Here is a 12,223-nt window from a genome sequence, read left to right as displayed (position 1 = left end):
GTGTCTCGTGGGTGGGACTGGGAGAGCGGTGAGGGACTGTTGAGGCTGGACGACCCGGGGGAGTGGGACCTGGCCTTCGAGCGTGGCGAGGCGCGTCTCGGGACGGCGGTGATCGGCCTGGCGGTCCACTGCTCACTGGCGGAGGCCTCCCCGCGGATCGCCCGGGCGATGCGGCTGCCGGACGCCGCTCAGCGTGGGTTCGCCTTCACGGCGGCGGGTCACGCGGCGCGCCTGAACGGGGAGTTGACGCCCGAGCTGTACGCGGCCCTGCGCGCGGAGGGACCCGGCGGAGTCGCCGAGCACCCCATCAGGGACACCTTGACCTTCGTACCGTTCCGGAAGCTGCCGCCGTGGTTCAAGCGGCGGTGGGTGTACGTGACGGTGCGGGACGGGCTGGAAGGCTGGTGGCTGCGGTGCGTGCACGCCGTCGAGGATGCCTGGCGGGCGGTACGCGGACCCAGCTCCTGACGCCGGTCTCCGCAGTCTCCGCCCGCGGTACCGCCTTTCCGTCGAACGACTGTGCCTTGTAAGTTCACGTGTGCATACGGTTGTTGATGCAGATACATGCGTGACGGGGGTTGCGGTATGGCGGGGCACAGGCCTTCGGATTGGCATGTCCTGGACTTGGACAACGATCCGACTCCTGGGGATCCGCAACGCGTACGCACACTCGCGAAGCATCTGCACGACTTCGCCGACGACGTCTCCGATGCGCTGCGTCTGGTCAAGGGCATGGCGGGGGAGGGCACGCTTCTCGAGTGGGCGGGCAAGTCGGCGGATGTCTTCAAGGAGGACTTCGCGGATGTCCCGAAGAACCTCAAGAAGCTGAAGAAGTCCTATGAGATGTGCGGGGTCGCGCTGGCGGACTTCTGGCCGAAGCTGGAGCGGGCGCAGTCGCTGGCGGACAAGGCCCTGCGCAAGGGGCGTGAGGCGCGCGACAGCCTTTCCTCCGCCCAGTCCCGTCTCACCTCGGCCGACTCGTGGGTGACACGGGCCGGCAAGGAGGCGGACAAGTACAAGGACGACCCGACCGGCAGCAAGTCCGACGCCGACAAGCCCGATGAGGCCAAGGTGCGGGCCGCGACCCGGGACGTCCAGCACGCCAAGTCGGCTCAGTCCAAGGCGCAGTCGGACGTATCCGACGCGCAGGACGCGCTGGCCGCGGCGAAGAAGATGGCCGCGGATGCGCGCGCGATGCGTGACGAGGCGGCCCGCGAGGCCAAGTCGAAGATCGACGAGGCCTCCGACGCGGGCATTCAGAACCGGTCGTGGTGGGAAGAGGTCGGCGACTGGTTCGTCGACAACTGGGACACCATCGTCGCCGTGTGCAAGGTTGTCGTCGCCGTTGTCGGGATCGTGGCGATGATCATCGGTGGACCGATCCTCGCCGCGATCGTTGTGGTGGCGGGACTCATCGTCCTTGCCGACGCGCTGTACAAGTACTCCAAGGGGCAGGCATCCCTATGGGATGTGGGATTTGCGGCACTGGACTGCATACCCGGCATGAAGGGCCTGACCACTCTCGGCAAACTCGCAAAGGGCATGAAGGCCCTCGGTAAAGGTGGCCTCAAGGCCATGGCCAAGGGGCTCAGGAGCGGTCTGCGCAGAGAGGCGGACGACGCCCTGGCCAAGAGCAAACCGGTGGAGGGCCGGTGCAAGGGTGGCGACCCCGTCGACATGGTCTCCGGCGAGATGCTGATGGAGCACACCGATGTCGAACTGCCAGGTCTGCTCCCGCTGATAGTGCGCCGCACCCACCTGTCCACCTACGCCTCAGGGCAGTGGTTCGGCCCCTCCTGGGCCTCGACGCTGGACGAGCGACTGGAACTGGACAGCGCAGGCGCCTTGTTCGCGGCTGAGGACGGGATGGTGCTCGTCTATCCGGTTCCCGTCCCCGGGGAGTCGGTACTCCCCCTCGAAGGACCCCGATGGCCCCTCGACTGGGACGGCGAGCCCGGCGCACCGATCCGCATCACGAACCCGGCCACAGGGCACACCCGTCACTTCGCGCCGACGGCCCAGCCGCCGTCAGCCACAGAGGTTTTCACTCTCCCGCTCGTTATGGTGACCGACCGTAACGGCCATCGGATGGACATCGACCGTGATGAGCGGGGCGTCCCGGTGGCCGTGCGCCATTCTGGCGGCTATCACCTGCACGTTCTCACCGACGGTGCACGCATCACTCAGCTGCGACTGCGTGACCCGCAGGGCGGCCCGGGCGGCGTCACACTGCTGAGGTACGGCTACGACACTGAGGGACACCTCACCGAGATCTACAACTCGAGCGGTCTGCCGTACCGGCTCACCTATGACGATCGGGGACGTGTCACCTCCTGGACCGATCGCAAAGGGTCCTGGTACCGCTACACCTACGACGACCAGGACAGGTGCATACGAGGTGAGGGGGCGGAAGGCTTCCTCGACTGCGTCATTTCCTACGACACCGACGCTCGTGAGACCCGGTACACGAACGCGCTTGGGCACACCACGGTCCACCGCTACAACGAGTTCCTGCAACGTACGGAGATGATCGACCCATCCGGCCGAGCGGTCCGCACGGGGTGGGACCGGTACAACCGGATGCTGTCCTATACGGATGCACTTGGTAACACCACTGCATTCACGTACGACTCCCGCGGCAACCTCGCGGCCGTCACACGTCCGGACGGCCTTCGAACGACGGCTGAGTACGACGATCTCGGTCTTCCCGTTCGTCTGGTCGAGGCGGACGGGGCCGTGTGGGAGCAGCATTTCGACAGGTGCGGCAACAGGCTGAGGATCGTCGACCCGTCGGGCAACTCACGTCAGTACAGCTATGACGAGCGAGGCCGTAGCACTGCGGTGACCGACGGCCTCGGGCATGAGACCCGTATCGAGTGCAATGCGGCAGGACTGTCGATACGAGAGACCGATGCGCTCGGACACACGACACACGCTGAACGCGACGCCTTCGGCCGTGTCGTCAGGGTTGTAGATGCCGAAGGCCGGGCCGAGTCCATGGGATGGACCGTAGAGGGGCGTCCGGCGTGGCGTCTCGCCGCCGACGGTTCCCGGGAAAGCTGGGAATGGGACGGCGAAGGCGACCTGGTCGCCCACACGGACCAGCTCGGGCGCAGGTCGCTCATCGAGACCGGGCACTTCCACCAGCCGACCAGCCGCATCGACCGCAATGGCAGCGAATACCGGTTCACGTACGACGCCGAGGTGAACCTGACTGAGGTCATGAACCCTCGGGGACAGAGGTGGAAGTACGAGTACGACTCGACCAACCGCCTGGTCGCCGAAACGGATTTCGAGGGTCGCTCGCTCACCTACTCCTACGACGCTGCCGGCCGGCTGTCCTGCCGCACGGATGGCGACCGTCAGGAAACCGTGTTCCTTCGCGACGAACTCGGCAGGATGGTCGAACAGCGCACGGGCGACCAGGTGTCGCGATTCACCTACGATCCGGCCGGGCGGCTGGTCCGAGCGGTGAGCGACACAAGCACCCTGGAATGCGCCTACAACTCCTCCGGACGCTTGGTGCGCGAGGTGCTGGACGGTGCTGAGACGACCTACGCCTACGACGCACTGGGCCGTCGAACGGAACGCCGCACCCCCAGTGGAATCACCTCGACTTGGAGCTATGACGCCGTTGGCCGCCCCGCCTCCCTGCATGCGGCAGGGCAGACGGTCACCTTCGGGTTCGACGCCCTAGGGCGGGAACGGGTCCGCGAGTTCGGGTCGTTCGCCTCGCTCACTCAGGCTTGGGATGAGCGCGGACACCTGGTCGGACAGGAGCTCCACGGCAACGGAACCCGTGGCCGAGCACTCCTGCAGAACCGCACCTACACCTACAGGCCAGATGGCCTGCTGTCCGGAATCGACGAACTCACAACCGGTCAGCGCAGGTTCGATCTCGATGCAGTCGGCCGCGTCACAGCGGTACACGCGCTGGACTGGACGGAGAACTACGCATACGACGCTCTCGGCAACATCCAAGAGTCGACCGCGCCCTCTTCGGAAGATCGTCCGACGACGCGTGATTACGAAGGGACGCGACTTCGGCGATCCGGCCGTACCAGCTACCAGTACGACCGACGAGGGCGGCCCGTCCGTACCGTCAAGCGGCTCCTGAACGGGCAGAAGCGCATAGCCTCCTACACCTGGGATGCGCAGGACAGACTCACCGCTGCTGTCACACCGGACGGCGACCACTGGCAGTACCGCTACGACCCCACGGGACGGCGCTGCGCCAAGGTGCGGCTTGATGCCGAGGGCTCGGTTCTCGAGGAGACGCGGTTCACCTGGGACGGCACTCGCCTCGCCGAGCAGGTCAACGGCTCCGGAGAAGCGCTGACGTGGGACTACTTTTCCGGCACGCATCGCCCGGTGACACAGATACGTCGTGGGGCGGACGGTGTCCGGTTCCACGGCGTGGTCACGGACACCGTCGGAGCTCCCACTGAACTCGTCGACGCCGAGGGTGCCGTGGCGTGGCATCGCAGGACCGAGCTGTGGGGCCGGGAGCTGGAGCCACGCCCAGCAGATGTGGGCTCCGGCGTGCCGGTCGACTGCCCACTGCGCTTTCCCGGACAGTACGCCGACGCCGAGACCGGCTGGAACTACAACCACGCCCGCTACTACGACCCCGAGAACGGCCGCTACCTGACACCCGACCCATTGGGTCTTGCGCCGCAGCCGAATCACTACGGGTACGTCCCGAACCCCTTCTGCTTCATCGATCCGCTCGGCCTGGCACAGCCACGAGGCGGAAACGGAAGGTGGGTAAGGGACCCCGACGCCCCGGACACCCGCCACAACCGATCTTCGGAATACCCCCATACGTACTGGGACGAGACGCATGAGGACATGGTCACCCGATTTACCGACGAGGGCCGTGCGGCGGGTGGCTGGCCTCTCGACCAGAACGGAAATCGCATTCCGCGAGACCAGCTCACATGGCGAAACAATGCGGGTGAAGTAATTCCGGCGGACTCGAAGATCCTCACTTACGACCACAATCCGCGAGTGGTCGAACATTGGAATGAGACGGGTTACAACACCAATTATCCGGAACGTGAGGCTTGGTACAATGACACAACCGACATGGAGCCCATGACGCGGGCGGACAATGGCCGGGACGGTGCGCGAGCTCCCAGGTACCGTCAGGACACCGGGCCCAACTATTCCTGCAAGGGAGCATAAGGGGAGGTAGATGTGGATCCGGCTGCTGTAGTGTCCAAATTTCCCGGGGTGGAGGAGTTCGACGGACTCCCCGACGCCTGGCACTGGTCTCCTGCGCCAGGCTTGGATTTCGCTGCGGCGCTCAGCGCTGATGGGCGTAACCTCTTTCAGGTGAATGCTCGCGACACGTACGACCAGAATCTGGTGGCTGCGATTCTTCACACTGCCCGCGAGAACAGTCCGCAGCTGCTGGAGAGGAGTGCACTTCTGAGCGCTCCTCAGGAATTTCGTCACCCCGGGCGGGACTTCGAGGTCATCGCGGCAGCACGGCCCGGAGTTCACCGCTACCACGAAGTTCAACAGCCCGAGCTGCAACAGGTCACATGGGCAGTTTTTCCCGGTTACACCTGTGAATTTGCCGATCCCAACCGATACTCCCTCGAAGACGCCCGGGAGAGCTTCATCCGGTTCCTCTCGCCGGCCGATCTCAGCAGGGAACCCGTACCGTTCCTCAGGCTCTGGTACGACAACACAGTCACCAAGGGGGGAACGGACGGGCCTGACGGAATCCTCGCAGCGGAGAAAACGCTGTACCGGGAGATCAAGCTGCTTGAAGGCGCTCCAGGAAGCTTCGTCCGGTTCGAAAACTTCCGAGGCAGCGTTTTCCGGATCGAGTGGGATCCGGAGCGGGCCTGGACGCTCGTTGAGGAGAACCAGAGCAGCGGACCGGACCCCCTCGACATCGTGGATCTGCTGTCATTCGTGGAGCGGTCTCTGCGATGACCCAGCCCCGCCTGCGGGTCACCGTGGCCGACGACGAGGTCTGGGACGACCCTTCCGACCGGCAGATCCAGCGGCTTTTCGCCGGACTCAACGCGCGTCGGCACTTCCTCGTTCTTGAGCGGCTCGACGTGCCGGAGGGCGAGGTCGGGCAGCACTACCTGCAGATCGCGCTCCATGACGATCTGACGCTGCTGCTCGAGTACCGGGACGGAAGCGCCATCGCGCACCACCGCGCGGAAGTGAGCGTTCCGTCGGACCAGGGGGGTGCCGGTCTGGTGGTCCCCGTGATGCTCGACTGGGCCGCGGGCCGACCGGGCTGGCGTACGGCATTGCCCTGGGTGCACTGGGACGCTGAGCGCGAATGCCCCTGGGGGGACCGGCGGTGAAGCCGCACCAGCCGTGTGTCGGACGGTGTGTGGGTGACTGATCAGACAGGGGACTGGTCCCCGCAGACCGAAGCCCACGATGCCGCACGCCGGTGCCTCTCCGAATTCGGCGGGCCGGTGACCTTCGGCTGGCCTGCCGATTCGATCACTACGTCGTCCGCCATCCGCTTCGATGATGACCTCGCCGAACAGGCGGGCGTCGATCTGTACCCCCATCGGCATGCGCGACCGGGCTTCGGAGAGACGGAGGTGTTGTGACCGCACGCGACGAACTCCTGCGCATCGTGCCGCCGCCGGGCGGCGTCGAGATCCACGTCGACTGGGCCGGAATCGAGGAGGCCCTGGGCGTAGCACTGCCGGACGACTACAAGTGGCTCGTCGAGCGGTACGGGCCGGGATCCTTCGATGACTTCCTGCACATCTTCCAGCCGGAATCCCCCTTCGCCATGACCCGTCTCCTGGAGTCCTCGGAGCGGGCCGCGGAGATCCTGGACCAGGCACGGGAGAGGGGCGGGAACATCCCGTACGAGACCGACGAGCTGTTGGCCGTAGGGGCTACGGACAATGGCGACACGATCTACTGGGTGACCTGTCCGGAGGATGAGCCGAATTCCTGGACGATCACGGCCAACGGTGCGCGCAACATGAAGTGGCCGCACTTCGAAGGCGGGATCGTCGCCTTCCTGGCTGCGGTGATGTCCGGTGCACATCACGTGGACGTCTTTCCGCAGGTCTTCCCCCGAGAGCCCGTGTTCTCTCCCTACCCTGCTCCGGATCCGCGCCGCCGCTGATCACCGGAGAGTGGCGCTACCACGTAGATTCCGTGTCCGCAGGTGGTGCACTCGACCTCGGCGTAACCGGTGGGACTGTCGCGACGCCCCGTCTCCCGGACGGCGAGATCGCACGCACCGCAGTTGGGCAGGCTGCGTCCGTGATCTGCACCTCTTCGCGCAGTATCTTCCTGCCCAGCGTGGACCATGCGTCCCTGTGCGGTACGACCATGAGTACTCCAGCCCCGGTTTGACCTACGTCACGCCCGGGGTATTCTCCTCGGCTCGATTGGCGTCTGCCCTGCCCCATATGGCAGACTGTCCGAGTTGCTCGGTCGAGTGTTGATGCTGCGCGCCTCCCGCCGGGAGGACCGGAAGCGAGTCCCACAGTACTCGTCGTCCTAACTGCCACCACGGCAGCGCTGGGACGGACGTACGGGAATCTTTCGGGAAGTGTCAGTGCGGCACCGGCCAGGCACCCGGTGGGCCTTTCGCCCCCGGCTCGCGGTTCCGGCAGGGCCGTGTGCAATCCCGCAGGGATGTTCGAACAAGGGGCATCTGTGTCAGCGGGAGTGCGACACGCCCGACCGCGTGGGTCGGAGGAACGAAGGCAGCAACAGGAATCCACCGGGATGCCAGAGCGTAAGAGAGACAGGACTACTGAGTAGCCATGGCGGGACAGAAGATCCGCATCCGGCTCAAGGCCTACGACCACGAGGTCATCGACTCTTCGGCGAAGAAGATCGTCGAGACGGTGACTCGCACTGGTGCGTCGGTCGCGGGCCCGGTGCCGCTGCCCACTGAGAAGAACGTGTACTGCGTCATCAAGTCGCCGCACAAGTACAAGGACTCGCGCGAGCACTTCGAGATGCGCACGCACAAGCGCCTGATCGACATCCTCGACCCGACCCCCAAGACCGTTGACTCTCTGATGCGACTCGACCTCCCGGCCGGTGTCGACATCGAGATCAAGCTCTGAGGGCTGGTGATCTGAGAATGGCTAAGCAGATCAAGGGCATCCTGGGCGAGAAGCTCGGCATGACGCAGGTGTGGGACGCGAACAACCGTGTTGTTCCGGTCACCGTCGTCAAGGCCGGCCCCAATGTCGTCACCCAGGTCCGTACGAACGACGTCGACGGCTACGAGTCCGTCCAGATCGCGTTCGGCGAGATCGACCCGCGCAAGGTGAACAAGCCCCTCAAGGGCCACTTCGCCAAGGCCGACGTCACTCCCCGCCGCCACCTCGTCGAGATCCGTACCGCTGACGCCAGCGAGTACACCCTCGGCCAGGAGATCACCGCTGAGGTGTTCGAGGCCGGCATCAAGGTCGACGTGACCGGCAAGAGCAAGGGCAAGGGCTTCGCCGGTGTCATGAAGCGTCACAACTTCAAGGGCCTCGGCGCCGGACACGGCACCCAGCGCAAGCACCGCTCCCCCGGTTCCATCGGTGGCTGCGCCACCCCGGGCCGTGTGTTCAAGGGGCTCCGCATGGCGGGTCGCATGGGCAACGAGCGGGTCACCACCCAGAACCTGACCGTCCACGCCGTTGACGCGGAGAAGGGTCTGCTGCTCATCAAGGGCGCGGTTCCCGGTCCGAACGGCGGCCTCGTCCTGGTCCGCACCGCGGCCAAGGGGGCCTGAGGTACCGATGAGCACTGTTGACATCCTTTCGCCTGCAGGCGAGAAGACCGGTAGCGTCGAGCTCCCCGCGGAGATCTTCGGCGTGGAGAAGATCAGCATTCCGCTGATCCACCAGGTCGTCGTCGCGCAGAACGCCGCTGCCCGTCAGGGCACGCACAAGACCAAGCGTCGCGGTGAAGTCCGTGGTGGCGGCAAGAAGCCGTACCGCCAGAAGGGCACCGGTCGCGCCCGTCAGGGTTCGACCCGCGCGCCGCAGTTCGCCGGTGGTGGCGTCGTGCACGGTCCCGTGCCGCGTGACTACTCGCAGCGGACCCCGAAGAAGATGAAGGCTGCCGCTCTGCGTCACGCCCTCACCGACCGGGCCCGCCACAACCGCATCCACGTCGTCTCCGGCGTGGTCGAGGGCGAGACCCCCTCCACGAAGGCCGCCAAGACGCTGTTCGGCAAGATCTCGGAGCGCAAGAACCTGCTCCTGGTCGTCGACCGCGCCGACGAGGCCGCGTGGCTGTCCGCCCGCAACCTGCCCCAGATCCACATCCTGGAGCCGGGCCAGCTGAACACGTACGACGTTCTCGTCTCGGACGACGTGGTCTTCACCCAGGCCGCCTTCGAGTCCTTCGTGTCCGGCCCGAAGGCCAATGACACCGAAGGGAGCGAGGTCTGATGGCTATCCGTCACCCCGCTATCGCCTCCAAGGCGGCGAAGAAGGCCAAGGCAGCGCGCGTCGCCAAGGCGCGCCGCCACGCCGCCGAGGGCAAGAACACCGTCGAGACCCCGCTGAGCAAGTCCTTCACGGACCCCCGTGACGTGCTGCTCAAGCCGGTCGTCTCCGAGAAGAGCTACGCGCTCCTCGACGAGGGCAAGTACACGTTCGTCGTGGACCCGAGCGCCAACAAGACCCAGATCAAGCAGGCCGTCCAGGCGGTCTTCTCGGTCAAGGTCACCGGGGTCAACACGATCAACCGCCAGGGCAAGCGCAAGCGGACCCGCACCGGCTTCGGCCAGCGTGCGTCCACCAAGCGCGCGATCGTGACCCTCGCTGAGGGCGACCGTATCGACATCTTCGGCGGTCCGACCGCCTGAGGGCGGTCCGGATCGTCCGATATCGGACGAGGACTGAGAAATGGGAATCCGCAAGTACAAGCCGACTACGCCGGGCCGTCGTGGCTCCAGCGTCGCCGACTTCGTCGAGGTCACGCGGTCCACGCCGGAGAAGTCGTTGGTCCGCCCCCTGCACAGCAAGGGTGGCCGTAACAACTCCGGTCGTGTGACCGTCCGCCACCAGGGTGGTGGCCACAAGCGCGCCTACCGCGTGATCGACTTCCGTCGTCACGACAAGGACGGCGTGCCGGCGAAGGTCGCGCACATCGAGTACGACCCCAACCGCACCGCGCGCATCGCGCTCCTGCACTACGCGGACGGCGAGAAGCGCTACATCCTCGCGCCGCGTGGCCTGAGCCAGGGCGACCGCGTCGAGAACGGTCCCGGGGCCGACATCAAGCCGGGCAACAACCTTGCCCTGCGCAACATCCCGGTCGGTACCACGCTGCACGCCATCGAGCTGCGTCCGGGCGGCGGCGCGAAGTTCGCCCGCTCCGCCGGCGCCTCGGTGCAGCTGCTCGCGAAGGAGGGCTCGATGGCCCACCTCCGCATGCCGTCCGGTGAGATCCGCCTGGTCGACCAGCGCTGCCGCGCCACGGTCGGCGAGGTGGGCAACGCCGAGCAGAGCAACATCAACTGGGGTAAGGCGGGCCGTAAGCGCTGGCTGGGCGTTCGCCCGACCGTGCGTGGTGTGGTCATGAACCCGGTGGACCACCCGCACGGTGGTGGCGAAGGCCGTACCTCGGGTGGTCGTCACCCGGTGTCCCCCTGGGGCAAGAAGGAAGGCCGTACTCGTTCGCCCAAGAAGGCGTCGAACAAGTACATCGTCCGCCGCCGCAAGACGAACAAGAAGCGCTAAGGACGGGTTGAGATGCCTCGTAGCTTGAAGAAGGGGCCCTTCGTCGACGACCACCTGATCAAGAAGGTGGACGCCCAGAACGAAGCCGGCACCAAGAACGTCATCAAGACCTGGTCCCGTCGCTCGATGATCGTGCCGGCCATGCTCGGCCACACGCTCGCGGTGCACAACGGCAAGACCCACATTCCGGTGTTCGTCACCGAGTCGATGGTCGGCCACAAGCTCGGCGAGTTCTCGCCGACCCGCACCTTCCGGGGTCACGTCAAGGACGACCGGAAGTCGAAGCGCCGCTAAGCGCGGGGTGGAATGACCATGACAGACACTGGAAGGACAACCATGGAAGCCAGGGCCCAGGCGCGGTACATCCGCGTCACGCCCATGAAGGCCCGCCGTGTGGTGGACCTCATCCGTGGCCTCAACGCCACGGAGGCTCAGGCGGTCCTGCGTTTCGCCCCGCAGGCCGCGAGCGTGCCGGTCGGCAAGGTGCTGGACAGCGCCATCGCCAACGCCGCGCACAACTACGACCACACCGATGTCGACAGCCTCTACATCTCCGAGGCCTACGTCGACGAGGGCCCGACCCTGAAGCGGTTCCGGCCGCGCGCCCAGGGCCGTGCCTACCGGATCCGCAAGCGGACCAGCCACATCACCGTGGTCGTCAGCAGCAAGGAAGGAACCCGGTAATGGGCCAGAAGGTAAACCCGCACGGGTTCCGGCTCGGTGTCACGACCGACTTCAAGTCGCGTTGGTACGCCGACAAGCTGTACAAGGACTACGTCAAGGAAGACGTCGCCATCCGTCGGATGATGACGTCCGGCATGGAGCGCGCCGGCATCTCCAAGGTCGAGATCGAGCGCACCCGTGACCGCGTGCGTGTGGACATCCACACCGCTCGTCCGGGCATCGTCATCGGCCGCCGTGGCGCCGAGGCCGACCGCATCCGCGGTGACCTCGAGAAGCTCACGGGCAAGCAGGTCCAGCTGAACATCCTCGAGGTCAAGAACCCCGAGACCGACGCTCAGCTGGTTGCCCAGGCCGTCGCCGAGCAGCTCTCCTCCCGCGTCTCCTTCCGCCGCGCCATGCGTAAGAGCATGCAGTCGGCGATGAAGGCCGGCGCCAAGGGCATCAAGATCCAGTGCGGCGGCCGCCTCGGTGGCGCCGAGATGTCCCGCTCGGAGTTCTACCGCGAGGGCCGTGTGCCCCTGCACACGCTCCGCGCGAACGTGGACTACGGCTTCTTCGAGGCCAAGACGACCTTCGGCCGCATCGGTGTGAAGGTCTGGATCTACAAGGGCGACGTCAAGAACATCGCCGAGGTCCGCGCCGAGAACGCCGCTGCCCGTGCGGGTAACCGCCCGGCGCGTGGTGGCGCCGACCGCCCGGCCCGTGGTGGCCGCGGTGGCGAGCGTGGCGGGCGCGGTCGTAAGCCGCAGCAGGCTGCCGGCGCCGAGGCCCCCAAGGCCGAGGCTCCCGCTGCCGCCGCTCCGGCTGAGAGCACCGGAACGGAGGCCTGACCG

The 12,223-nt window shown here is 66.2% G+C and carries 14 protein-coding genes; all 14 read left to right on the top strand.

Translation table 11 applies throughout. The features are described 5' to 3' along the window. The 14 genes from ACIRDU_RS17375 (at window position 1) to rpsC (ending at window position 12,220) form a co-directional block, all read left to right on the top strand. A complete protein-coding gene (locus ACIRDU_RS17375; RefSeq protein WP_403580033.1) occupies window positions 1–468 on the top strand; it encodes a hypothetical protein in 468 nt (155 codons plus the stop codon). 156 nt (window positions 469–624) lie between these two features. Next, window positions 625–5,187, top strand: a complete 4,563-nt coding sequence (locus ACIRDU_RS17370) for a DUF6531 domain-containing protein (RefSeq protein ID WP_403580031.1) — start codon at window positions 625–627, stop codon at window positions 5,185–5,187. Window positions 5,188–5,235: 48 nt separating this feature from the next. After that, window positions 5,236–5,949 carry a hypothetical protein gene (locus ACIRDU_RS17365; protein ID WP_403580029.1) on the top strand — a complete coding sequence of 238 codons (714 nt, stop codon included), beginning with the start codon at window positions 5,236–5,238 and terminating at the stop codon, window positions 5,947–5,949. Beyond that, a complete protein-coding gene (locus ACIRDU_RS17360) occupies window positions 5,946–6,335 on the top strand; it encodes a hypothetical protein (RefSeq protein WP_403580027.1) in 390 nt (129 codons plus the stop codon). The genes ACIRDU_RS17365 and ACIRDU_RS17360 overlap by 4 nt, the downstream gene beginning before the upstream one ends. 33 nt (window positions 6,336–6,368) lie before the next feature. Next, window positions 6,369–6,593, top strand: coding sequence for a hypothetical protein (locus ACIRDU_RS17355; protein ID WP_403580024.1), 225 nt, complete (start codon window positions 6,369–6,371; stop codon window positions 6,591–6,593). After that, window positions 6,590–7,126: an SMI1/KNR4 family protein gene (locus ACIRDU_RS17350; protein ID WP_403580022.1), complete on the top strand. Its 537-nt coding sequence runs from the start codon at window positions 6,590–6,592 to the stop codon at window positions 7,124–7,126. The genes ACIRDU_RS17355 and ACIRDU_RS17350 overlap by 4 nt, the downstream gene beginning before the upstream one ends. Window positions 7,127–7,775: 649 nt before the next feature. Next, window positions 7,776–8,084 (top strand): 30S ribosomal protein S10, encoded by a 309-nt coding sequence (rpsJ, locus tag ACIRDU_RS17345; RefSeq protein WP_003948644.1) that lies wholly within the window; start codon window positions 7,776–7,778, stop codon window positions 8,082–8,084. Window positions 8,085–8,101: 17 nt separating this feature from the next. Continuing rightward, window positions 8,102–8,746, top strand: a complete 645-nt coding sequence (rplC, locus tag ACIRDU_RS17340; RefSeq protein ID WP_033308969.1) for a 50S ribosomal protein L3 — start codon at window positions 8,102–8,104, stop codon at window positions 8,744–8,746. Between the two features lie 7 nt (window positions 8,747–8,753). Then, a complete protein-coding gene (gene rplD / locus ACIRDU_RS17335; protein ID WP_403580019.1) occupies window positions 8,754–9,410 on the top strand; it encodes a 50S ribosomal protein L4 in 657 nt (218 codons plus the stop codon). After that, complete coding sequence (gene rplW, locus ACIRDU_RS17330) at window positions 9,410–9,829, top strand: 50S ribosomal protein L23 (protein ID WP_031105224.1); 420 nt, start codon at window positions 9,410–9,412, stop codon at window positions 9,827–9,829. The genes rplD and rplW overlap by 1 nt, the downstream gene beginning before the upstream one ends. A gap of 40 nt (window positions 9,830–9,869) precedes the next feature. Next, window positions 9,870–10,706 (top strand): 50S ribosomal protein L2, encoded by an 837-nt coding sequence (gene rplB / locus ACIRDU_RS17325; protein ID WP_031141294.1) that lies wholly within the window; start codon window positions 9,870–9,872, stop codon window positions 10,704–10,706. 12 nt (window positions 10,707–10,718) lie between these two features. After that, complete coding sequence (rpsS, locus tag ACIRDU_RS17320; RefSeq protein WP_003992359.1) at window positions 10,719–11,000, top strand: 30S ribosomal protein S19; 282 nt, start codon at window positions 10,719–10,721, stop codon at window positions 10,998–11,000. Between the two features lie 42 nt (window positions 11,001–11,042). Continuing rightward, complete coding sequence (rplV, locus tag ACIRDU_RS17315; protein WP_010036727.1) at window positions 11,043–11,390, top strand: 50S ribosomal protein L22; 348 nt, start codon at window positions 11,043–11,045, stop codon at window positions 11,388–11,390. Next, window positions 11,390–12,220, top strand: a complete 831-nt coding sequence (gene rpsC / locus ACIRDU_RS17310; RefSeq protein ID WP_030317320.1) for a 30S ribosomal protein S3 — start codon at window positions 11,390–11,392, stop codon at window positions 12,218–12,220. The genes rplV and rpsC overlap by 1 nt, the downstream gene beginning before the upstream one ends. Window positions 12,221–12,223: the final 3 nt, after the last annotated feature.

The sequence above is a fragment of the Streptomyces sp. NPDC093598 genome (genome assembly GCF_044764825.1).
GTDB lineage: Bacteria > Actinomycetota > Actinomycetes > Streptomycetales > Streptomycetaceae > Streptomyces.
The sequence above is the reverse complement of the archived record's forward strand: the minus strand, read 5'-3'. Positions and strand labels throughout refer to the sequence as shown.